Source organism: Streptomyces sp. NPDC006602 (assembly GCF_042870385.1).
Taxonomy (GTDB): domain Bacteria; phylum Actinomycetota; class Actinomycetes; order Streptomycetales; family Streptomycetaceae; genus Streptomyces.
Window position 1 is genome coordinate 884393 of record NZ_JBIAHG010000001.1, and the last position, 22174, is coordinate 906566.

General features: G+C 70.7%; 21 protein-coding genes, 1 pseudogene and 1 riboswitch. Of the genes and pseudogenes, 14 read left to right on the forward strand and 8 right to left on the reverse strand.

The window, feature by feature from the left end; genetic code table 11:
• Positions 1–142: 142 nt before the first annotated feature.
• From ACFYO2_RS04080 to ACFYO2_RS04095, 4 genes are all read left to right on the forward strand, one after another.
• Positions 143–1534: an SLC13 family permease gene (locus tag ACFYO2_RS04080; protein WP_388343649.1), complete on the forward strand. Its 1392-nt coding sequence runs from the start codon at positions 143–145 to the stop codon at positions 1532–1534.
• A gap of 73 nt (positions 1535–1607) precedes the next feature.
• A complete protein-coding gene (locus ACFYO2_RS04085) occupies positions 1608–3056 on the forward strand; it encodes an acyl-CoA synthetase (protein ID WP_388343651.1) in 1449 nt (482 codons plus the stop codon).
• Entirely contained in the window at positions 3049–4404 is a 1356-nt protein-coding gene (locus ACFYO2_RS04090) for a carboxyl transferase domain-containing protein (protein WP_388343654.1), read from the forward strand. The genes ACFYO2_RS04085 and ACFYO2_RS04090 overlap by 8 nt, the downstream gene beginning before the upstream one ends.
• A gap of 794 nt (positions 4405–5198) precedes the next feature.
• Positions 5199–6236, forward strand: coding sequence for a rod shape-determining protein (locus ACFYO2_RS04095; RefSeq protein ID WP_388343657.1), 1038 nt, complete (start codon positions 5199–5201; stop codon positions 6234–6236).
• 31 nt (positions 6237–6267) lie between these two features.
• Here the strand turns inward: ACFYO2_RS04095 and ACFYO2_RS04100 are convergent, their stop codons facing one another.
• A complete protein-coding gene (locus ACFYO2_RS04100) occupies positions 6268–7209 on the reverse strand; it encodes an anti-sigma factor RsbA family regulatory protein (protein WP_388343659.1) in 942 nt (313 codons plus the stop codon).
• The gene (locus ACFYO2_RS04105) at positions 7206–7559 is read right to left on the reverse strand and encodes an STAS domain-containing protein (RefSeq protein WP_388343661.1); all 354 of its coding nucleotides are present in this window, start codon (positions 7557–7559) and stop codon (positions 7206–7208) included. The genes ACFYO2_RS04100 and ACFYO2_RS04105 overlap by 4 nt, the downstream gene beginning before the upstream one ends.
• A gap of 190 nt (positions 7560–7749) precedes the next feature.
• On the opposite strand from ACFYO2_RS04105, the gene ACFYO2_RS04110 reads away from it, so the two are divergent.
• Complete coding sequence (locus ACFYO2_RS04110) at positions 7750–8439, forward strand: ANTAR domain-containing protein (RefSeq protein ID WP_388343664.1); 690 nt, start codon at positions 7750–7752, stop codon at positions 8437–8439.
• A 74-nt stretch (positions 8440–8513) separates the two neighbouring features.
• Positions 8514–9386 (forward strand): LLM class flavin-dependent oxidoreductase, encoded by an 873-nt coding sequence (locus ACFYO2_RS04115; protein ID WP_388343666.1) that lies wholly within the window; start codon positions 8514–8516, stop codon positions 9384–9386.
• A gap of 27 nt (positions 9387–9413) precedes the next feature.
• On the opposite strand, the pseudogene ACFYO2_RS04120 reads toward ACFYO2_RS04115, so the two are convergent.
• Positions 9414–9737, reverse strand: a pseudogene (locus ACFYO2_RS04120) (DUF6424 family protein); the annotation flags it as partial.
• Here ACFYO2_RS04120 and ACFYO2_RS04125 point away from each other — a divergent pair.
• Positions 9718–9912 carry a DUF2795 domain-containing protein gene (locus ACFYO2_RS04125; protein WP_388343668.1) on the forward strand — a complete coding sequence of 65 codons (195 nt, stop codon included), beginning with the start codon at positions 9718–9720 and terminating at the stop codon, positions 9910–9912. The pseudogene ACFYO2_RS04120 and the gene ACFYO2_RS04125 sit on opposite strands and share 20 nt — an antisense overlap.
• Positions 9913–10043: 131 nt before the next feature.
• On the opposite strand, the gene ACFYO2_RS04130 is transcribed toward ACFYO2_RS04125, so the two are convergent.
• Both ACFYO2_RS04130 and ACFYO2_RS04135 read right to left on the reverse strand, forming a co-directional pair.
• The gene (locus tag ACFYO2_RS04130) at positions 10044–10823 is read right to left on the reverse strand and encodes a CbtA family protein (RefSeq protein ID WP_388343671.1); all 780 of its coding nucleotides are present in this window, start codon (positions 10821–10823) and stop codon (positions 10044–10046) included.
• A 24-nt stretch (positions 10824–10847) separates the two neighbouring features.
• Positions 10848–11069, reverse strand: a complete 222-nt coding sequence (locus ACFYO2_RS04135) for a CbtB domain-containing protein (protein WP_388343673.1) — start codon at positions 11067–11069, stop codon at positions 10848–10850.
• 36 nt (positions 11070–11105) lie between these two features.
• Positions 11106–11250, reverse strand: a riboswitch (cobalamin riboswitch).
• 106 nt (positions 11251–11356) lie between these two features.
• Between ACFYO2_RS04135 and ACFYO2_RS04140 the strand changes: the two genes are divergently transcribed.
• Both ACFYO2_RS04140 and ACFYO2_RS04145 read left to right on the forward strand, forming a co-directional pair.
• Complete coding sequence (locus ACFYO2_RS04140; RefSeq protein WP_388343676.1) at positions 11357–11962, forward strand: histidine phosphatase family protein; 606 nt, start codon at positions 11357–11359, stop codon at positions 11960–11962.
• Between the two features lie 170 nt (positions 11963–12132).
• Entirely contained in the window at positions 12133–12714 is a 582-nt protein-coding gene (locus tag ACFYO2_RS04145; protein ID WP_388343679.1) for a hypothetical protein, read from the forward strand.
• Positions 12715–12883: 169 nt separating this feature from the next.
• On the opposite strand, the gene ACFYO2_RS04150 is transcribed toward ACFYO2_RS04145, so the two are convergent.
• Both ACFYO2_RS04150 and ACFYO2_RS04155 read right to left on the reverse strand, forming a co-directional pair.
• Complete coding sequence (locus ACFYO2_RS04150) at positions 12884–13558, reverse strand: response regulator (protein ID WP_388343682.1); 675 nt, start codon at positions 13556–13558, stop codon at positions 12884–12886.
• Positions 13555–15216: an ATP-binding protein gene (locus tag ACFYO2_RS04155; protein ID WP_388343684.1), complete on the reverse strand. Its 1662-nt coding sequence runs from the start codon at positions 15214–15216 to the stop codon at positions 13555–13557. Before ACFYO2_RS04155 ends, ACFYO2_RS04150 begins: the two co-directional genes overlap by 4 nt.
• Positions 15217–15361: 145 nt before the next feature.
• Between ACFYO2_RS04155 and ACFYO2_RS04160 the strand changes: the two genes are divergently transcribed.
• The 5 genes from ACFYO2_RS04160 to ACFYO2_RS04180 all read left to right on the forward strand — a co-directional run bounded on the left by ACFYO2_RS04160 (position 15362) and on the right by ACFYO2_RS04180 (position 20016).
• A complete protein-coding gene (locus ACFYO2_RS04160) occupies positions 15362–16324 on the forward strand; it encodes a Bug family tripartite tricarboxylate transporter substrate binding protein (RefSeq protein ID WP_388344006.1) in 963 nt (320 codons plus the stop codon).
• Entirely contained in the window at positions 16321–16854 is a 534-nt protein-coding gene (locus ACFYO2_RS04165) for a tripartite tricarboxylate transporter TctB family protein (RefSeq protein WP_388343687.1), read from the forward strand. The genes ACFYO2_RS04160 and ACFYO2_RS04165 overlap by 4 nt, the downstream gene beginning before the upstream one ends.
• Positions 16854–18353, forward strand: a complete 1500-nt coding sequence (locus ACFYO2_RS04170) for a tripartite tricarboxylate transporter permease (RefSeq protein ID WP_388343690.1) — start codon at positions 16854–16856, stop codon at positions 18351–18353. The genes ACFYO2_RS04165 and ACFYO2_RS04170 overlap by 1 nt, the downstream gene beginning before the upstream one ends.
• Positions 18354–18399: 46 nt before the next feature.
• On the forward strand, positions 18400–18795 hold the full coding sequence (locus ACFYO2_RS04175; RefSeq protein ID WP_388343692.1) for a universal stress protein: 396 nt from the start codon (positions 18400–18402) through the stop codon (positions 18793–18795).
• Positions 18796–18870: 75 nt separating this feature from the next.
• Complete coding sequence (locus tag ACFYO2_RS04180) at positions 18871–20016, forward strand: DUF475 domain-containing protein (RefSeq protein ID WP_388343695.1); 1146 nt, start codon at positions 18871–18873, stop codon at positions 20014–20016.
• A gap of 327 nt (positions 20017–20343) precedes the next feature.
• Here ACFYO2_RS04180 and ACFYO2_RS04185 read toward each other — a convergent pair whose 3' ends face one another.
• Positions 20344–21828 (reverse strand): ricin-type beta-trefoil lectin domain protein, encoded by a 1485-nt coding sequence (locus ACFYO2_RS04185; RefSeq protein ID WP_388343697.1) that lies wholly within the window; start codon positions 21826–21828, stop codon positions 20344–20346.
• Between the last annotated feature and the right edge of the window lie 346 nt (positions 21829–22174).

The following is a 22174-nucleotide window of genomic DNA, read 5'->3' on the forward strand; positions in this document are numbered from 1 at the left end:
GAGCCAATTTCTGCGCGACCCCTTGACGGCGTCCCCGGCCGCGCCCACGCTAACGAGCCAACCGACCCGTAAGTGGCTGAGCCACTCGTCCACTCCCCCGGATACCCATCCCGCCGCTCGGCACCCAAAGACGGGAGCCCGTATGTCCCCCGAACTCATCTCGATCCTCGTCCTCGTCGTGGTGTTCGTCATCGCCACCACCCGTTCCGTCAACATGGGCGCGCTCGCCTTCGCCGCCGCCTTCGCGGTCGGCGAGCTCGTCGCCGACCTCGACGCGGACGGCATCTTCGCCGGTTTCCCCGGCGACCTGTTCGTCGTGCTCGTCGGCGTCACGTACCTCTTCGCCATCGCGCGGGCCAACGGCACGACCGACTGGCTGGTGCACGCGTCGATCCGGCTCGTCCGGGGGCGCGTCGCGCTGATCCCCTGGGTGATGTTCGCGATCACCGGCGCGCTCACCGCGATCGGCGCGGTCAGCCCGGCCGCGGTCGCGATCGTCGCGCCGATCGCGCTGAGCTTCGCCGCCCGCTACGGGATCAGTCCGCTGCTGATGGGCGCGATGGTGGTGCACGGCGCCCAGGGCGGCGGCTTCTCGCCGATCAGCATCTACGGCACGATCGTCAACGGCATCGTCGAGCGCGAGAAGCTGCCGGGCAACGAGATCGCCCTGTTCCTCGCGTCACTGATCGCCAACCTGGTCATCGCCGGAGTCGTCTTCGTCCTGTTCGGCGGGCTGAAGCTGTGGGCGCGGGGGGCGGTCGCGCCGGACGGAGGCTCCGGCGAGGGCGACCCGGCGAAGGGCGGTGGCGGCGCCCGTACATCTCCGGAGGGCGGTGGCGGCGCCCGTACGTCTCCTGCCGCCACCGGCAACGGCACCAGCCCCTCCGGCACTGCCACCCTCGTCGAAGCCCAGCCCGACACCCCGGACACCACCCGCCTCACCCCGGCCCGGATCGCCACCCTCACCGCGCTGGTCGCCCTCGTCGTCGCCGTCCTCGTCTTCGACCTCGACGCCGGTCTGACCGCGATCACCCTCGCCGTCTGCCTGAGCACCGCCTGGCCGGAGGACAGCCGCAAGGCGGTCGGTCAGATCGCCTGGTCGACGGTGCTGCTGATCTGCGGTGTCCTGACGTACGTCGCCGTCCTGGACGAGATGGGCACCATCACGTGGGCCGGCAAGGGCGTCAGCGAGATCGGCGTCCCACTCCTGGCCGCCGTACTGCTCTGCTACATCGGCGCGATCGTCTCCGCGTTCGCCTCCTCCGTCGGGATCATGGGCGCACTGATCCCGCTCGCCGTGCCGTTCCTCGCGCAGGGCGAGATCGGGGCGGTCGGCATGGTGGCGGCGCTCGCGGTGTCGGCGACGGTGGTGGACGTGAGCCCGTTCTCGACGAACGGCGCCCTGGTGCTGGCCGCGGCGCCGGACGTCGACCGCGAGCGTTTCTTCCGGCAGCTGATGGTGTACGGAGGGATCGTGGTGGCGGTGGTACCCGCGGTGGCGTGGCTGGTGATGGTCGTGCCGGGCTGGGGGTAGGCACGGCGCACGACAGACAGCGACAGTCGGCGATTTCCTCGTCGATTCTCGGCGACATTAAGGAGCAAGACGCGTGTCCTCTCTCTTCCCGGCCCTGACCGACGGCCGGATTGACCGTCCCGCCCTCCGGTTCGGCGACCGGTCCCTGACGTACGGCGAGCTCGGCGCCGCCTCCGGTGCCCTCGCGGCGCGGATCGGCGGGGCGGGCAGGGTGGCCGTCTGGGCGACCCCGGCGCTGGAGACGGCCGTGGCGGTCGTGGCGGCGCTGGAGGCCGGCGTCGCCGCGGTGCCGCTGAACCCGAAGTCCGGGGAGAAGGAGCTGGAGCACATCCTGTCGGACAGTGCGCCGTCGGTGGTGCTGGCGGCTCCGGGCGACGAACTCCCCTCACCGCTACGGGATGTGGAGCGCATCGACGTCGACGTGCGGGCCACCGGGCCCGTCCCGAACGCCGAGGCGGCCGAGGACGAGAGCCCCGCCCTCGTCGTCTACACCTCCGGCACCACCGGCCCGCCCAAGGGCGCCGTCATCCCCCGCCGGGCCGTCGCCGCCACCCTGGACGCCCTCGCCGACGCCTGGCAGTGGACCGGCGACGACGTGCTCGTACACGGGCTGCCCCTCTTCCACGTCCACGGCCTGGTCCTGGGCATCCTCGGCCCGCTGCGGCGCGGCGGCTCGGTCCGCCACCTGGGCCGGTTCGGCACCGAGGGCGTGACGCGCGAGCTGAACGCCGGCGCGACCATGCTGTTCGGCGTCCCGACGATGTACCACCGCGTCGCGGAGGCACTCCCCGACGATCCCGCGCTGGCCAAGGCGCTGAGCCGGGCGCGGCTGCTCGTCTCCGGCTCCGCCGCGCTGCCGGTGCACGACCACGAGCGGATCACGGCCGCGACCGGGCAGCGCGTCATCGAGCGGTACGGCATGACGGAAACGCTCATGAACACGAGTGTCCGGGCGGACGGTGAGCCGCGCCCGGGCACGGTCGGCGTACCGCTGCCGGGGGTCGGGCTGCGGCTCGTGGAGGAGGACGGGTCGCCGATCACGTCGTACGACGGCGAGACCGTGGGCGAGATCCAGGTGCGCGGCCCGAACCTGTTCACCGAGTACCTCAACCGGCCGGAGGCCACGGCCGCCGCCTTCACCGCCGACGGCTGGTTCCGCACCGGGGACATGGCCGTGCGCGACCCCGACGGCTATGTGCGCATCGTCGGCCGCAAGGCCACCGACCTGATCAAGAGCGGGGGTTACAAGATCGGGGCGGGTGAGATCGAGAACGCCCTGCTGGAGCATCCAGGGGTACGGGAGGCCGCGGTCACCGGCGAGCCGGACGCCGACCTGGGCGAGCGGATCGTGGCGTGGATCGTCCCGGCGGACCCCGGATCGCCGCCTACGACACAGGAGTTGGCGGATCATGTGGCGAGCCGTCTCGCCCCGCACAAGCGCCCCCGCGTCGTCCACCACCTGACCTCACTGCCCCGCAACGACATGGGGAAGATCATGAAGCGGGCGCTGGCCCATGACTGACCGCCCGACCGCCCGCGAGACCATCGCCGCGGTCACCGACGACCTCACTTTCACGGAACTCCCGTACCCGGCAAGGGAATCCGGCCCCGACGGGCCCCTCGCATGGCAGGGTTACGACACCTCGCGCGCCCGCGCCGCCGAACGCACCGGCGAGCAGGAGTCCGTGGTCTGCGGCACCGCGCAGGTGGAGGGCACGCCGGCCGTGCTGATCGCGTTCGAGTTCGGCTTTCTGGGCGGCTCGCTCGGCGAGCGCACCGGGGACCGGATGGAGGCGGCGTACACGTACGCCCGCGAACACCGGCTGCCGGTCGTGCCGTTGATCGCCACCGGCGGCAGCCGTATGCAGGAGGGCATGCTCGCACTGACCCAACTCCAGCGTGTGGCCCGGCAGTCGGCGCTCACCAGGGAGGCGGGGCTGGCGCAGATAGCGGTCCTGCGAAACCCGACCACCGGCGGTGGCTGGGCCACGCTGGGCGCGGGTGCCGACGTGATCCTCGCGCTGCCCGGCGCGCAGGTCGGCTTCGCGGGCTCCCGCGTCCGGCCGCCGGACGCGGACCCGGCGGCCTACACGGCCGAGGCCCAGGTGGCGGCGGGCGCGGCCGACGCGGTCGTACAACCGGAGGACCTGCGCCGCACGCTGGGCCGGTGGCTGGGCCTGCTGACGCGTCGGTCTGCCGTCCCCGCCCCGGTGCCACCGCCCCTCGGCGCCACGGACCTCCCGGCCACGGGCTGGGCCGCGGTCCAGCGCGCCCGCTCCCCCCGACGACCGCGCGCCGAAAGCTACTTGGACGCCTACTTCACGCACCGTCTCCCGGTCAACGGCGACCGCTGCGGCGGCACCGACCCCGACGGCATGCTGTGCGGCTTCGGCGACCACGAGGGCCGTACGGTCGCCTACGCCGCCCAGACCGGCACGCCGACCCGCCCCGCCGGGTACCGCACCGCCACCCGCCTGATCCGCCTCGCGGACCGCCTCGGCATCCCGGTGCTGACCCTGGTGGACACACCCGGCGCGGCCAACGACGCCGAGGCCGAACGGCAGGGCGTGGGCGCGGCGATCGCGGACCTGTTCCTCACGGTGGCCGCCGCCCGCACCCCGGTCACCACCCTGCTGATCGGCGAGGGCGGCTCGGGCGGCGCACTGGCCCTGGCGGCCCCCGGCAACACCTGGGCCACGCCGGACAGTTACTTCTCCGTCATCGCACCCGACCTGGCGGCGGCGATCCTGAAGCGAACGCCCCAGGAGGTCGAGGCGACGGCGGACCAACTCCGCATCCGACCGCAGGACTTGGCCGAACTGGGCGTGGTCCGGCACGCACCGGGCGACAACCCCGAGTACCGTCCGTGATCAACCGGGAGTGGATCCAGCCGGAGGCCTGGCAGCCGGGCGGCCGGCCGCCCGGCGCCCGGGTTCAGCGGCTCGGCGGTCACGCTCGTCGGCACCGGCGAGGTCGCCGGCATGGTCACGGCGGAGGGTGCCCCGGGCGGGCGCGACGGCGGATGATGCCCACCGAGGTCAGGTCCGGTACCGGCCCGACCTGAAGGGCCTGGTGCCCACCTCGCACCATGCGACCGCCGCCCGGGCGCGGCTCGCGGGCTGATGGAGCGGGCGGTCCGCGCCGCTCTGGAGTACGACCCGGTACGGCTCTGCACGGCTGCCGCCGACCGGTTCGACCCGTTGCCGCCCGAGGAGGGCTTCGACTCACTCTGGTCGGCGGCGCTGTTCGTACTGTACGAACTCGACGGGCCCGGCGCCGCCGGCACGGTCACCCGTTTCGCCGACCACCTGCAGACCCGGCTGGACGACCTGTTCCGGGCCCTCGCGCCCGCCGAACCGGAAGCGGCCCCCGACCGGTCGCCGATCCTCGTCGAGCCGGCCCACAGCGGCGCCGGCGACGACCTTCCAGTACCCGGCACGCAAACCCGACCGTCGACCGGAGCCTACGCGAGGCCGGCTGCGAGATCACCGTCCCGTTTCCCTCGCGCCGGTGCTCGAGGCCGCCCGCTCCCTCTGACCCGAAACCCCCGTTCAGCCGCACCCCACCCGGCCCACCACAAGACGCGTCCCCACCCCCGCCCCCGCACGATGCCTATGAGGCCACCACCCGGCGGCCCACGGTCTGTGCTCTCGGGAGGACTGCCATGACCGCCAGTCTGGAGCAGCTGCGCCGCTGCCACTTCGCCGTCGACCTGGGCGCGGCGAGGACGCGGGTGTACGTGAAGGGGGCCGGGCTCGTCGTCGACCAGCCGTCCGCCGCCGCCGTGAACACCCGTACCGGCGCGCTGATCGCGGTCGGCGATTTCGCGGAGAAGATGACGGGTCGTACGCCCGACTACATCCGTGTCGTCCGGCCCGTTTCCGGCGGCACGGTCGTCGACATCGAGATGGCGCAGCGCATGCTGCGGCACCTGCTCGGCCACAAGATGCGCCGCGCCCTGCGTCGCAAGCCCCGACTACGGGCCGCCGCCTGCACCCCGCACGACGCCGACCCACTGGCCCAGCGGGCGGCCATCGAGACGCTCGTCGGGCTCGGGGCGCGCCGCGTGGAGCTGGTCGACACGCTCATCGCCGCGGCCGTGGGATGCGGACTGCCCGTCGAGCGCCCGGAGGCCACCATGATCATGGTGTGCGGGGCCGCCGCGACCCAGGTGGCCGTGCTCTCCCTCGGGTCGATCGTGACCGCCGAGCGGATCCCGGTGGGCGGGGAGGCCGTGGACCACGCGATCGTGCAGCACCTGCGTCACGAGCACGAACTGATGCTGCCCAGCCAGTCGGTACGGCCGCTGCAGCTCGCCCTCTCCGGCAACGGCCTGACCTCGCACGGCCCGACCCGCACCGAGATCCACGGGCGGGACGTCGCCACCGGCCTCGCCCGCTCCGTCCAGGTCGACACCGCCGCCGTGCGGGACGCGATCGAGACTCCGCTGACCGCCGTGCTCGACGGCATCGGCAGGGTGCTGCGCAACTGCCCGCCCGACCTGGTGGCCGACCTCGCGGACCGCGGGATCATGATGGTCGGCGGCAGCGCCCTGCTCCCCGGCTTCGACCAGATGCTGCGGCACGCGACGGGCATGCCGGTGCACATCGCCGAACGGCCGGACGTGTGCGCCGCCCAGGGCCTCGGCTACATGCTGGAGGGCAAGATCGAGCCGCTGGTCCTGGACCCGCTGGCCCCCTGACGTCGGCGATGAGGAGACGCGCGTACGGTCCTCAGCGCGCGAACCAGCAGCGCACCGTCGTCCCCTGCGCCCCCGTGTGCACCCGCACCAGGTCGGCGACAAGGTTGACCATGAGCAGCCCCCGCCCGCCCCGCTGATCGCGGGGAGCGGGGCGGCGGCCCGCCAAGGGGTCCACGAGGCGGCCCGTGTCGCGGACCTCGCACACCACGTGCGCGTCCTCGGCCCACACCCGCAGCGTCCCCGAACCGCCCCCGTGCACCACGCTGTTGGTGGTCAGTTCGGCGGTGACGAGGGCCAGGTCCTGCAACCGGACGCCGGCCAGTCCCAGCTGTGCGGCCAGGTCGGTGGCGACGTGCCGGGCCTGCGAGAGCGATTCCGCGTCGAAAGCGAGGCTCGGCACGTCGGCCACGGGCGGCAGCGGCTCGTTGTAGCGGGCCACGACGTCGTCGGGGTCATACGCCCCGCTGTCCCGTTCCCCTCCCGCGCCTGCCTGGATGACGGTCGGGTGGGTGGCGTACGCGTCGGCGACGACCTGCGGTGCGAGGCGCCGGACGTCGTACGGACACAGGATGCTGACCGGACGGCCCTGGAAGGCCGCGTTGATCAGCGCCTCGTGCTGGACGCAGGCGGGGTACTCGGTCTCCGAGCGGCCCGCCCAGATCGGCTCGCCGATGATCCGCACCCGGCGGCCGGGCGGCTGGGCGTCGGCGAAGGCGCGCAGCACGCCGGGGATGATCCGGCCGGGGTTGCGCCCGGCCTCCCGCATGTCCAGGAGCCGTACGGCGTCGGCGTCGGCGCCGAGCCCGTCCCGGATGAGCTCGAGGTTCTCGCCGGGGACGGCGACCGCCACGGGGTCGCCGGCGGCGAGGCCGGCGCGGACGAAGGACACCGTGCCCGCGACGTACTCCTGCTGGTCGCCGTAGAAGAGGGCGGGGTGGACGAAGGGATCGGCGAGTTCGGCTGCGGCACTCATGACATCGACACCTCGATCGCCGAAAGGTCGGGCCAGAACATCTCCAGCACGCGTTGAAGGGTGTCGGGCGGCCGGTCCAGCACGATGCGCCGACCGTCGCCCAGTTGCTGGGCGGCGGCGGCGAGCGCTCCGGCGCCGGCGACGTCGACGAAAGTCACGGACGACAACTCCAGGTGGTAGACGTCTTGGTCCTCACGCACCGCGTGTTCCAGCGCGCGTTCCCACACCGCGTGCGTCGCCAGGCCGACCTCCCCCGCCACGCGCAGTCCCCTGCGCTCGGCCAGGGGGGACACCGTCAGCTCCGGAACCGCGCCCGCGGTCCCGGACAGGCTCAGGTATCGGTTGCCCACACCGCCTCCCCACTCTTCCCGGACTCGATCGCACATACCCCGGACCGCACCCGGCATTCCCATGGACGGTGTGTAGTACGCCGTACGGCGGGCAGGCGCTCAGTCAGCACCGCCTGGGCCCACGGAGTCGGCCCGGCGGACGGGGGCACGCAACGTCATGAAGACTGTCAGTCACCAACAAGGCGGGGACATGACCTCAGCGGCACACACACCTCTCGCGGGGCGGCTGAAGGCCCTGGTGATCGAGAGCCGCGTGGAGGCGGGCCGAGCGGTGCTCGTTCCGCGCGGGGAGCTCGTCCACGGAGCCACGGACATCCTGGCCAAGACACTGGCCGAACTGCCGGACGGCGTGCACAAGTTGGAGCTGGACATGACCGGGGTGATCTTCATGGACACGGCCGGACTGGAGTTCCTGGACACCCTCGGCGACTACGGCCGGCGGCATGGGATACCGGTCGTGACCGTGAACTGGGACGGCCAGCCGCTCCGCATCCTGGAGCTGGTCGGTCTGGACACCAAGGACCCGGTGCGGGCCGTGGACGACGGATCCGCCCCGCGCCCCTCGCACCCGTCCGCCTCCTCGGCGGTGGCCGTGGAACGCGCGGAACAACTGCGGCACCTTCAGGAGGAGGTCGACCAGCTCCGCCAGGCGATCGTCTCCCGCCCGGTGATCGACCAGGCGCGCGGCATCCTCATGGCCACCCACGCCTGCACCTCCGACGAGGCCTGGACGATCCTCCGCGAGGCCTCCCAGCTCTCCAACACCAAGCTTCGTACAGTCGCCGCGGCGGTCACCGCCAGCACCGGCTCCGATGGCTCACCGCCCCCGGAGGAACTCCGCGCGGCCCTGCGCACGGCGGCGGCACGGCGCGAACGGTGACGCGGTGACGCAGTAACTAGTAACGCTGAATACCTCATTGATCCGCCGCTCGGCCGGAGCATAGGTTCCGACGCATGACGAACCTTCGGATCGGTGTGATGTACGACCGCGACTGGGCCCCGGAAGAGCTGCCCGTCTTCGCGCGCCAGGCCGAGGCGCTCGGTGTGGACGACCTGTGGGTGGTCGAGGACCTCGGCTGGAACGGCGGGGTGTCGGCGGCGGCCGTGGCGCTGGGCGCGACGGAACGCGTCCGCGTGGGCATCGGGATCACGCCGGCTCCCTTGCGCAGCCCCGCGTTGCTGGCGATGGAACTGGCGACGCTGGCCCGGGTGTTCCCGGGGCGGCTGGTGGCCGGGATCGGACACGGGGTTCGGGAGTGGATGGTCTCGGTGGGCGTCGCGCCGAGTTCACCGCTGGCTCTGCTGGAGGAGACGATCACCTCCGTGCGCGCGCTGCTGCGCGGGGAGCGGGTCGAACTGGAGGGCCGGGAGCTGCGACTCGACGGCATCCGGCTGGTGCACCCGCCCACCGAACCGCCGCCGCTGGTCGCGGGCGTGGTCCGGCCCCGCTCGCTGGAACTGTCCGGCCGGGTCGCGGACGGCACGCTGATCGCCGAGGGCCACGGCCCGCGCGACCTGAAGAACACCCGGGCGCTGACCGCGAAGGGCGGAGCCGCCGACGACCACACGCTGACGGTGCTGTCCTTCTGCTGCGTCGGCGCGGACCCCGGCGAGGTGGCCCGGACCCTGCACCCGCACACCGAGGGCCACGGCGCCTGGCTCGGCCGCCCGCAGGAGGAGGTTTTCACCGTCTCCGGCAGCCCGGCCGAGGCCGCCGGCCGGCTCCACGAACTGGAGACGGCCGGGGCGGACACGATCGTACTGCGCATCGTCGGCGCCGAGCCGCTGGGCCAGTTGGAAGCCGTACTGGAGGCACTCGGACGCTGAACCTTCGGGACCTCTACCGGGCGCGTCGGCCTTGAGGATCTTCCTGGCCACCGTCTTCGCGGCGCGGAAGTGACCGGACTCGGAGCGCTCCGGATGCTTGACGCTGCGCATCTTCCCCAGACGGGTCGCCCCATGGGGACGGACCCCCATCGTGCGGCGCCGACCCGACGGCGTCGACTTGTGGACCGGCGCTGGGACGGTTTGCCGTGCCGGTCCACGGCCGGTAGAGCGGCACAGCTGCCTCGTCCGGATCGGCGATCTCCGAATGGGTCGCGCCGCGGCCGGGTACTCGCACAGGCCGTACGGCAAGTGCTCTCGGAAGGACGCGGACATGGCCACCATCAGCCCCATCGATCTGCAGAAGGCACTCAAGGGAGCCGACTACCCGGCCGACCAGAAGGACCTGGCGCGGCTCGCACGGGACAACGGCGCCGACAGCTCACTCGTGGAGCGCATCGAGTCCCTGCCGAAGAAGAAGTTCGACGGGCCCAACGACGTCAGCCAGGCGGTCTTCGGATCCGAGTGACCACCCACGACCGACCCAGCGGGTGAACGGGGTCGTCGCCTGGGGCGCGAAGGAGTCGAGCAGGGCGTACGGCTCCTTCAGCGCCCCCTCTGGCCGCCACTCCGGCAGGGGTCGCCGGAGTGACGTCGTCCTCAGTGCGGTACCGGAGTCTTCCGACCAGCGGCACCCGGCTCCTCGGCGGCAACCGCCTCAGCGGCCCCGGGTACGAGCACCCGCTCCGCCATCACCCCGAAGACGAGCCCGAAAGAGGTCCACAGGGTCACCTGGACGGCGAGCGCCGCCAGGCGGAACTGCCACAGCAGGGTGGCCGGGTAGTGCTCCGGGACCTCGTTGAAGGACGGCAGGAACCCGTACGCGAGCCCGACGACCAGGACGAGGAACGCGCCCGCGGCGAGCGTCGCGTTCCAGTTGCCCAGGCGCGGCGCCAGGCGCTTGCCCAGGATCACGGTGGCGACAGCGAGCAGCACGCTCAGCACCACCATCAGGAAGTACAGGGCGGTGCGCCTGCCGATGGTGTCGGGGTCACCCACGGCGGGCGGGTTGGCCGGGTACTTCAAGAACGGCACGACATACACGGCGACCAGGCCGGCGACCGCCAGGAGCAGCGCACTCGCGCGCGGCCCGAAGCGGCCGATACGGCCGAGCGCGAAACAGTACGCGAGGGCGGCGATGCCGCCGAACGCGACGCCGTAGACCAGGACACCGGTGGACAGGCCCGCGGTGGACTGCATCGTGCGGCTGACCAGTTCCTGGCCGTGTTCGTGGGCGTGGGCGTGGGCCTCCTCGTAGGCGATCGCCGCGTCGACGCGCGGCTCGCCCAGGAAGTAGGAGACGGCAAGGGCGAGCAGGCCCGCGGCGAGACCCGCGAGCATGCCGCGCACCAGAAGGTTGCGGACGGTTACCGAATTCATGGGCTCGTGCGTTTCCCCGCGCCGTCAGTGGCAGGGGAAGCCGAGCAGGTGGCGGGCGTCGTGCACCCACTCGTGGACGCTCTCTCCGCTCATCGCCGAGGTGGCGCCCTGTTCGAAGCCGACGAAGTAGAGCAGGACCAGCATGAGGATGCCGAAGAAGACCGCCCACGGGGCGATCGCGCCGATCGGCAGCTTGGCCGGTACGGCGGTGGGAATGGTGGTCGGCTGAGCGACAGACTGCGCCATGGCAGGCCCTCCTGGGGAACTCGCGTCCCGTTTCGGTGGTGCACAGGACGACGGGGCGGGTCTGACTTGCCCTGCTGGCACCTGGGGGTGCGAACCGGGCTTACAGTGGCGCGACCGTGCCGGACTCTCACCGGCTTCCACGGAACCGTCGTCGATGTCCGTCCTGGACATCGTCCCAGAAGGTACCGCGAAGCAGGGGCGCGGCCAAGAGCGCATGGGCGCACGCCGGCGAGCGTGGGACCTGAAGTCCTGGGCGACGCCGGGATGTTGAGCATGGGAACGGGAACATGACAAGCCGAGTGACCTTGATCTCACCCGCGATCAGTGCGGCGCTGCGGGAGGCTCGTTTCGACGACGGTTGTCCGCTCGACGCCGCGGGACTCCGGCTCGCGCGGAGCGCGGCCGGGACGCTCACGGCGGTGGACCGGGCTTGGGTGTCCCCCGCGGTGCGCTGCCGGGAGACGGCCGAGGCGCTCGGCCTGGACGCCGTGCCCGTACCGGAGTTGACGGGGCTCGACACGGGTCGTTGGCGTGGCGCGGCCCTGGCGGAGGTGAGCGCGAAGGAGCCCGAGGCGGTTGCCCTGTGGCTGGCGGATCCCACATCCGCGCCGCACGGCGGGGAGTCGGTACGGGAGTTCTGCGACCGGATCGCCGCCTGGCTCGCGTCGGCCGCTCGGTTCGAGGGCCGGACTGTCGCCGTGGTGGATCCCGAGGCCGTACGGGCTGCGGTGGTACGGACGCTCGGGGCTCCCGACCCGGCCTTCTGGCGAATCGACGTGCCACCGCTGACGGCGACGGAGTTCAGCGGACGGTCCGGGCGCTGGAATGTGCGGCTCGGGCAGCCGCTCGGTGGGGCACGGCCCGGGGCCGGGCGGCTGCCCGAGCCCTCGTAGTCCAGGGCCCTCGTAGTCCAGGGCAGGCTGACGAGCCGTCGTCCCCCCAGCGGGATGACGGCCTCACCCCGTGACGCGGTACCCACTTCGTTCTCGCGCGCGAATCCGCCCGGGTGAATCACCCCGATCCGGGTAGTTCACACACACGGCGACCCCGAAGGTGGAGCTCCATGGTCTCTGCGACACCACGTGTGACCTGGGCGGTGGTCGCCGCCGCTGTCCTGGTCCTCACCGGCGCCTGCGACGACAGCGGCGACGGCGACGCGCCCAGAAGGACACCGTCGCCCGTCACCGAGTCGTTCAGCCCCACGACGGCCGGTACGTCACCGTCGGTCTCCGAGTCCATCACGCCGACAGGGACGGCACCGGCGGACCCGGAGGAAGCCGAGCAGGACATCAGGGAAGCCTGGCGGATCTTCTTCGATCCGGCGTCCTCCCTCGACGAGAGAAGCGAGGCCGTCGAGAGCGGCGAGGAGAACGCGCTGATGATCGACAATCTCTTCCGCGACCGGCTCGGCCGCCGCCTCCGCGCCGACGTGACCTCGGTGTCGTACACCTCCGACCTGCACGCCGACGTCACCTACACCCTCACTCGCGACAGCCGACGGCTGGACACCGGCGGCCCGGGGGCGGCCGTCCTCCAGGACAACACCTGGAAGATCGCGCTGGGCACGGTCTGCGACCTGACGCGGCACGCCAATGACGCCCCCCAGGCACCGGCCTGCGAAGAGCCGACCGACCCAGCCCCTTGACGTGCGGTGCGCCATCACCGCCGCGGCCGGCCGCGGCGAGGCGGGTCGGTGACACGGGCCGGCCGGCGTCCACCGCCTCGAACTCGCCCGCAGCGGATTCTCGCCGGGACACGGCACGCCACCCCAAGCAGTCAGGCATTCCGGCCGACCGACAGGGACACGGTCCGACTTAGGCGTGCCAGTGGTAGCGACGCTCGGGGCGGCCCGCCTGCCCGTAGCGCAGCGACACCTCCGCCTGGCCCGTGACACTGAGGTATTCGAGGTAGCGGCGAGCGCTGACGCGCGAGATGCCGACCTTCGTCGCGCACTCGGCCGCGGACAAGGTTCCGTCAGCCGCGCGCAGAGCGCGTTGGACCAGCTCCGCGGTCTCCACGCTCATGCCCTTCGGCAGAGTGGACGTCACCGTCGGTGCCGCCACCCGTCCCAGTGCGCGGTCCACATCGGCCTGTCCGCTGACCATGGCGGTGTGCGGATTGCCGCGCCGGGCACTGTAGCGTTCCAGCCGGTCCTTGAGGTCGTCGGCGTCGAATGGTTTCAGAAGGTAGTCGACCACGCCCTGGCGGACGGCAGCCCGGACCGCCTCTGCCTCACGGGCGGCACTGATCACCAGCACATCGCAGTCGTGGGCCGCCGTCCGCAGTCCGCGAATGACATCCAAACCGAACATATCGGGCAGATAGAGGTCGAGCAGAACCAGGTCGGGCTGCAACTCGGCGGCGGCGGCGAGCGCCTTCTCCCCGCAGTCCGCCGATCCGACCACGCGAAAGCCCTCGACACCATCGACGAATCCGCGGTGGATCCGCGCCACCATGAAGTCGTCCTCGACAACCAGTACGTCGATCACCGGACTTCCTCCGTCTCCCGATCGGTGAGCTGACCTACGGACATCCGGGCGGTGAACACGGCGCCAGGATGTGTGTTGGCCACCGACACCTCGCCTCCTCTGCGTGTACAGACCAGCCGGGTGAGCGCCAGGCCGATACCCCGGTCGCCGCCCCGCGCGGCCTTTGTGGTGAAGCCGCGGGAGAACACCTCCTGCGCGAGCTCAGGAGCCACGCCCGGGCCCGAGTCACGCACCACGATCTCCACACTCGATGCGTCCTGGCGCAGCTCCACCTCCACCCAGGCGTCGTTGCCCTGGTCCGGGGCCGCGGCAGCGTCGAGGGCGTTGTCGACGAGATTGCCGAGCACCGTCGCCACGTCCGCGGAGTCCGTCGGCTCCAGCCGGTCCAGGGCCGTGAGCTCCGAGATGCGCAGCCGGACCCTGCGCTCCGCCGCGAGCGCGGACTTGGCCATGAGCAGCGCGGCGACGGCCCGGTCGCGGACCCGGCTGGTGAGAGTCAGATCGAGCGACTCACGGTGCTTTCGCAGGGCGCGGACATAACGCACGACCTCGTCGTGCTCGCCGATCTGGATGAGCCCGGAGATGGTGTGCAGCTGATTGGAGAACTCGTGGGCCTGCGCGCGCAGCAGCTCGGTGCTGCTGCGGAACGAGCCCAGTTCGCGTTCCAGCTGGGCCAGCTCGGTACGGTCCCGCAGGGTCGTCACCGAGCCCAGCCGACGGCCGTCCTTGGTGACGTCCATCCGGTTCATCACCAGCACCCGACCCCGGCGTACGACCACCTCGTCGCGCCGCTCGGTACCGTGCTCGGCGCCGTGCTCACCGTCCGTCCCGGCCAGTACGTCGTACAGCCTGCCCCCGATCCCCAGGTCGGCCAGGCTCATCCCGACGCAGTCCTCGGGAAGGACGAGAAGTTTGCGGCCGACCTCGTTCACCAGCGTGAGCCGCAGCTGTGGGTCGAGCGCGATCACGCCCTCGGCGATCCCGAACAGCATCGCCTCGCGGTGCTCGGCGAGACCGGCGATCTCACGTGGCTCGAGGCCGAAGGTCTGGCGCTTGATCCGCCGGGCCAGCAGCCATGATCCGGCGCCCCCCAGCAGGCTCGCGATGCCCAGGTAGGCGAGCAGATACGACGAGGCGCCGTTCAGCCGCTGCCAGGCCGTGGGTGAGGCCCGCCCGATCATGACTGTGCCGAGGTGCTCGCCGACGTGGTTGTCGTTGTCTGCGAGCACCGGGACCTGGGCCACCAGCTCGCGGACCCCGTCCACCGGCAGCTCCCCCGACCAGCCGCGCGCTTGCGCGACGTCGGGCCCGTCGACCGGCAGCCGTGTCCCGACCAGGGTGGGATTGGTGGCGGCGACGATCTCACCGGCGGCGTCGGCGACCGTGACGGAGGTGACGTTCGACTGGGTCAGCTTGGTCTGCAGCAGCGGTGCGAGGGTCTCGGCGGGCGCGGGATTGCGGAGCTGGCTGCGCAACAGTGGGTTTCCGGCCATCTCCTCGGCGAGGGCGGTCACCCGGCGTCCCTCGACCCGGTCGAACGTCGCCTTCGACTGCGCCAGCGAGACCCCGGCGACCGCGACCAGCACCAACACAACGACGGCGAACTGCAATACCAGCAGCTCACCGGCCAGTGTGTGACGGCGTGACGTAACGACCACTATGAACTCAACCTTCAATGCTCACACAAGGCAGACGGGCTGTCCGCGGAACCGCACAATCATGGCGCCGGACTCGCCCAAGCGAAAGAGATGAGCCATGAGAACTCGCAGAGCCGCACTTCTCGGAGCTCTTGCCACCGTGTCGATGCTCGCCGTCAGCGCCTGCGGCGCCACCGCGGAGAAGGAGGATTCCGGGGGCGGAAGCGGGAGCGGCAAGCCCGTCACCGGTCTTCGGCTGATGGTGCCCAACACCCCGGGCAGCGGGTACGACGTCACCGCCCGGACCGTCGCGCAGGTGATGCAGGACAGCAAGGTGGCGTCCGGGGTCCAGGTCTACAACCTGCCCGGGGCCGGCGGCACCGTGGGCCTGCAGCGCCTGGTGAACGAGAAGGGCAACGGCAAGCTCGCCATGCAGATGGGGCTGGGCGTCGTGGGTGCCGCGTACACCTCGAAGTCGTCGGCGACGCTGACCGACACCACGCCGATCGCCAAGCTGATCGAGGAGGCCGGCGCGATCGTCGTGTCCAAGGACTCCCCGTACAAGACGATCGACGACCTCGTCACCGCGTGGAAGAAGAACCCCAAGAAGGTGGCCGTGGGCGGCGGCTCGTCGCCGGGCGGCCCGGACCACCTGCTTCCGATGCAGCTGGCGAAGGCCGTCGGCATCGAACCGAAGGACGTCAACTACGTCGGGTACGACGGCGGCGGTGAGCTGCTGCCCGCCATCCTCGGTGACAAGGTCGCCTTCGGTGCCAGTGGCTACGGCGAGTTCCTCGACCAGATCGAGGCGGGGCAGGTGCGCGTGCTGGCGGTGACCAGCGAGAAGCCGATCGACGCCGTGAAGGACGCCCCCACGCTCAAGGACTCCGGGATCGACCTGGTCTTCACCAACTGGCGCGGCATCGTCGCCCCTCCCGGGATCACCGACGCGCAGAAGAAGACCTGGATCGACTCCGTGACCACGATGCACGACTCGGAGCAGTGGAAGGCCGAGCTGACCAAGCGCGGCTGGGCCGACGCCTTCGTCACCGGTGACGAGTTCGGCTCCTACTTGAAGGAGCAGGACCAGTCCGTCGCCGCCCTGCTGGCAGAGCTCGGCCTGGCATGAGCTCCCAGATCGAGGAACGGAGCGTCGAGGACGCCCGTCCACCGCAGGGCAAGGACCGCGCACAGTACGGTGTGTGCGCGTTCCTCGCCCTGCTGGGCACCGCGGTGATCGTGGACGGGCTCGGCATCCCGCACATCACCAGCAGCACCGACCCGGTGGGACCGCGCGCGGTGCCCGTGCTCCTGGGCGTACTGCTTCTGGTGGTCGCGGTGCTGTACGCGGTCGATGTGGCCCGGGGCGGCCACGGTGAGCCGGAGGCCGGCGAGGACGTCGACCTGTCCCAGGGCATCGACTGGCGCACGGTGCTGCTGCTGATCGGCGCGTTCCTGGTGAACGCGGTGCTGATCGAACGGCTCGGCTGGGTGATCAGCGGCGCGCTGCTGTTCTGGGGAACGGCCTTCGCCCTCGGGAACCGCCACTACATACGCAATCTGCTGATCGCGGCGACGATGTCCCTCACCACGTTCTACGCCTTCGCGATCGGGCTCGGTGTCAGCCTCCCGGCCGGTGTTCTGCAAGGGATCCTGTGATGGAGAACCTGAACAATCTTCTCCAGGGCTTCGAGGACGTCGTTGCCCCGATGAACCTGCTGCTGGCGTTGATCGGCGTCGTGGTCGGCACCGCGGTGGGTGTGCTGCCGGGCATCGGCCCGGCGATGACCGTGGCCCTACTGCTCCCGATCACCTACGGCATGGAGCCGGTACAGGCGTTCATCATGTTCGCCGGCATCTTCTACGGCGGCATGTACGGCGGATCGACCACCTCCATCCTGCTGAACACCCCCGGAGAGTCGTCCTCGGTGGTGACGGCCATCGAGGGCAACAAGATGGCCAAGGCCGGGCGGGCGGCGCAGGCGCTCGCCACCGCCGCGATCGGTTCCTTCGTGGCGGGCACGATCGGCACCCTGCTGCTGGTGCTGGTGACTCCGCTCGTGGTGGACTTCGCGATCAGCCTGGGTGCTCCGGACTACTTCGCCCTGATGCTGCTCTCCTTCATCGCGGTCACGTCCGTGCTGGGCGCGTCACGCATCCGTGGTCTCATCTCGCTGCTGCTGGGTCTGACCATCGGCCTGGTCGGCATCGACACGGTGTCCGGGCAGCAGCGGCTCACCCTGGGCATCCCCCAGCTGGCCGACGGGATCGACGTGGTCGTCGTCGCCGTCGCCATCTTCGCCGTCGGCGAGGCGCTGTGGGTGGCCGCGCATCTGCGGCGCAAGCCCGTCGAGGTCATTCCGGTCGGCAGGCCGTGGATGGGGAGGAAGGACTGGAAGCGGTCCTGGAAGCCCTGGCTGCGCGGTACGGCGTACGGCTTCCCGTTCGGCGCGCTCCCGGCCGGCGGTGCGGAGATCCCGACCTTCCTGTCGTACGCGACGGAGAAGCGGCTGACCAAGCACCCGGAGGAGTTCGGCAAGGGTGCGATCGAGGGTGTGGCCGGTCCGGAGGCGGCGAACAACGCCTCCGCGGCGGGCACGCTGGTCCCGATGCTCGCCCTCGGGCTGCCGACGAACGCGACCGCCGCGGTCATGCTGGCGGCGTTCCAGTCGTACGGCATCCAGCCCGGTCCACTGCTGTTCGAGCGCGAGGCGAGCCTCGTGTGGGTGCTGATCGCCAGCCTGTTCATCGGCAATCTGCTGCTGCTCCTGCTGAATCTGCCGCTCGCGCCGACCTGGGCGAAACTGCTGCAGATTCAGCGCCCCTACCTGTACGCGGGAATCCTGTTCTTCGCGTCGATGGGTGCGTACGCCGTCAACGCACAGCCCCTGGACCTGTTCCTGCTGCTGTTGCTGGGACTCCTCGGCTTCGCGATGCGGCGGTTCGGACTGCCGGTGCTGCCGCTGATCATCGGCGTCATCCTCGGCCCGCGGGCCGAACTGCAGGGACGGCGCTCCCTGCAGCTGTCGGGCGGTGAACTGTCGGGGCTGGTGGGCGGACCGGTGTCCTACGCGGTGTACACGGCGATCGTGCTGGTGCTCGTCTGGCCGTTGGTGCGGCGGTTCGTCGTACGTCCGCTTCGTGAGCGAAGTGCCTGAGAGTGCCGGAGAGGGGGTCTGCAAGGGCCCTGGAGGGAGAGCAGAGATGACCGTACTGGTCGGATACGTACCCACACCCGAGGGTGAGGCCGCGCTGCGCGCGGGAATCGACGAGGCCCACCTGCGCGGCGAGAAGCTGCTGGTGGTGAACACCTCTCGGGGTGACGCCTATGTGGACCCGCGCTTCGCGCAGGAGCCTGATCTGGCTCATGTCCGCGAGGACCTGGCCGCGCTGGGGATCGAGTTCGACGTCCGCCAGGTGCTCGGCGGTGGCGATGCCGCCGAGGAGATCATCGAACTGGCGGAGCAGGCGGACGTGTCCCTGGTGGTGATCGGGCTGCGGCGCCGGAGCGCGGTCGGCAAGCTGATCATGGGCTCCGCCGCGCAGCAGATCCTGCTGGGAGCCGGCTGCCCGGTCCTCGCCGTGAAGGCCGCTTCCTGAGCACGGCGCCGGGGGCCGGGAGCTCCCAGCCCCCTCGGAGCCCCTCGGAACTCACTCTCACCGTATGGGACAACGATGATCTTTAGAACATTCGGCTGGTCGTTCGTCGTCACGGCGGCCGGCCTCACCTTCGCCGCGTGGCAGTGGGGATGGGAGGCGTTCGGGATCGTACTGATCCTGTCGATCCTGGAGATCTCGCTGTCCTTCGACAACGCGGTGGTCAATGCCGGAATCCTGAAGAAGATGAATGCCTTCTGGCAGAAGCTCTTCCTCACCGTCGGCATCCTGATCGCGGTGTTCGGCATGCGGCTGGTCTTCCCGGTGGTGATCGTCGCCATCAGCGCGAAGGTCGGTCCCATCGAGGCGGTGCGGCTCGCCCTCGACGATCCGGGCCGGTACGAGGACCTGGTCACCGACGCCCACCCGGCGATCGCCGCCTTCGGCGGCATGTTCCTGCTGATGATCTTCCTCGACTTCATCTTCGAGGACCGCGACATCAAGTGGCTGAACTGGCTGGAGCGCCCGCTGGCCAGGCTGGGCAAGGTCGACATGCTGTCGGTCTGCATCGCGCTCGTCGTGCTGCTGGTCTCGGCGATGACCTTCGCCACCCACGCGCACGTCAGCACGGGACATGCGGACAAGGCCGCCACGGTGCTGCTCTCCGGAATCGCCGGTCTCATCACGTATCTGGTCGTGGGCGGCCTCTCCGGATACTTCGAGGACAAGCTCGAGGAGGAAGAGGAACACGAACACGAGGAGGAAGAAAAGGCCAAGGCCGAGGGCAAACCGGTCTCGGTGGTCGCCCTGGCCGGCAAGGCCGCGTTCTTCCTCTTCCTCTACCTGGAAGTCCTGGACGCGTCCTTCTCCTTCGACGGCGTGATCGGCGCCTTCGCCATCACCAACCACATCTTCTGGATGGCGCTCGGCCTGGGTATCGGCGCCATGTACGTCCGGTCCCTCACCGTCTACCTGGTCCGCCAGGGCACCCTCGACGACTACGTCTACCTGGAGCACGGTGCGCACTACGCGATCGGTGCCCTCGCCGCCATCCTGCTGATCACCATCCAGTACCAGATCAGCGAGATCATCACCGGCCTGGTCGGTGTCCTCCTGATCGCGGCTTCCTTCCTTTCATCCGTGCGCCACAACAAGGCACGCGAGGCGGCCGAGGGGATAGGCCCGACCTCGGACGAGAAGGCGGAAGTCTCGTCCGGAACGTGACGTGACCGGCCGGCGATCAGGGCCGAAGGCACGTTCCGCACTCCAGTACGGCGGTCGGCGCGGCCACCGCTGACCACCGTGCGGCACAACTTCGCCGCGGTCGGCCGGCTCAGTCTTCACAAGCTGCTGAGCAAGATCGGCCGCACTGGGCCCGACGTGATCGACAGCCCTTGGTCCCGACCCGGCTGGCGGTCCGCGCGAGCACGGGAGCGCCGCCGCTCTCACCCGAAGGCGAAGCGCGGCGGCGCTGACCCGCACGGGCCCGGCGAGGGTGCTCGAAGGGCGCGTGCGGTTCGGATCAGTGGTTGAGGGGAGCGGGTTCCGGCATCAGCTTCTGGTCCACTGCTGGTTGCTGCTTCCATTGCAGTACCAGACATCGACCGCGGTGCCATTGCCGGTGCCCGCTCCGGCTGCGTCCAGGCAGAGCGCCGGGTTCGCGACGCTGGTCACACTGAGGTCGGCGTTCAGGTTCCACTGCTGTGCCGCCGCGCCGGTGCAGTCGGAGATGACCACGGGGTCTCCCGCCGTGGCTCCGGTGCCTCCCACCGTCATGCACTTGTTGCCGTAGACGGTGAGTTGTTTGTCCGCGTTCCAGTTCCAGATCTGGTTGCCGCCGTCGTTGCAGTCCCAGAGGTCGAGTTGGGTGCCGTTGGCCGTGCTGAAGCCGGGCACGTCGACGCAGCGGTTGGAGCCCACTCCGCGCAGGACCTCACCGGGAGGCGCGGGCGGCAGGTCGTTGACGGGCGGGGTCGTGCCGAAGCCGTAGCCCCAGCGCAACAGGGCGACTCCGGTGGCGCTGTTGTCCACCAGGTTGCCCTCGGAGTCCAGCGACTCGATCGAGTAGGCGTCGCCGAACCTCAGCCCCGGCCAGTACACCAGTCCCATCCCCTTGCCTCGGGCGGTGTTGGCCACGGCCGCGAGATACGAGGTGTAGACGTTGCCGTTCCACGCGCCGTAGTTCAGACCGATCGTCATCGGGGCGCCGGCCTCGTCGATGATGGTGCGGCCGGCGTACGTGCCGATCCGGGCTTCGAGGTCGGCGACCCAGTCCGCCTGCTGGGTGTAGCTGGCCCAGAAGCCGTAGAAGTGCAGCGACAGCAGCGTTCCCCGCAGTTCGGGTGCCGTGCCGACACCGGTGACGTTGTCGTTGTAGCCGGTACCGCTGATCACGACACGGCCGCGCGGGACGTCCTGGTGCTGGGCCAGCCAACCACTGGTGACGGACACCCACTGGTCCAGGGTGTAGCCGTGCGGCTCGTTCATGGGCTCGAAGTAGACCCGTGGGTTGTGCTTGTACTCCCGCACCACGGTGTTCCACATCTCTTTCCATGCGGCCGTGTCGTCGACCAGGCCGTCCTTGCTGGTGTTGGCCTCCCAGTAGCTGACGATGACCTTGTCACCGTAGGCCGTGGCCGCGTCGATCGTCGCCCGGTACGACTTCCACCAGTTGGTGCCGACGCTGGCCGGGTTGATCGGCAGTCGCAGTGTGTTGGCGCCCAGGTTCTTCTTGAAGCCGCGCACCATGTGACCCGTGGTGCGGTACACGGTGCGGTAGTCGTCCGTCACCGACAGCCCGCTGGGCACCACGGCGTCACTGGCGTAGTTGTCCCGCGGGTCCGCCCAGTTCACCCCGCGGAAGTCACTGGTACCGCCCTTCGACGCAGCCGTCACCGGCGGGGGCGAGGCGGCTGACGTCTCGGCGGCCGACTGGGCGAGGGCGGGGGCGGGGGCGGTCAGGAACATGAGTGTCGCGCCGAAGCCGGCCACGAGCACACTGGCCAGTCTTCTCGACCTCGTCCGGGTCTTGGTCATGTCGTCTCCAGTGACGGAATCGCGGAGGGCGGAGTGCGGGTTCGTCACCTGAGCCGAGGCAGTGATGAACCAGGGTCCGGACAAAGACACTTGGACCCCTGTAAACCGGCCATGGTTACGTAACCATGGCCCGGACACTGGCACGACGCCCGCACCGGTGACAAGACCCGTGACGGTTCCGAAGTACGACAGACCCCCGCCCCGCGTCGATCTTGACCGGTGCCGGACGCCCAGTTCCGCCGCCCGCCGGCCCGGCACCGCGTGCAGATCCGTACGCCGCATGCTCGGGCCGGGTCCGTGGCGGAAGCCGGCCTCGGCCTGCCGGGCGTCGCCCCTGGCGGCGAGG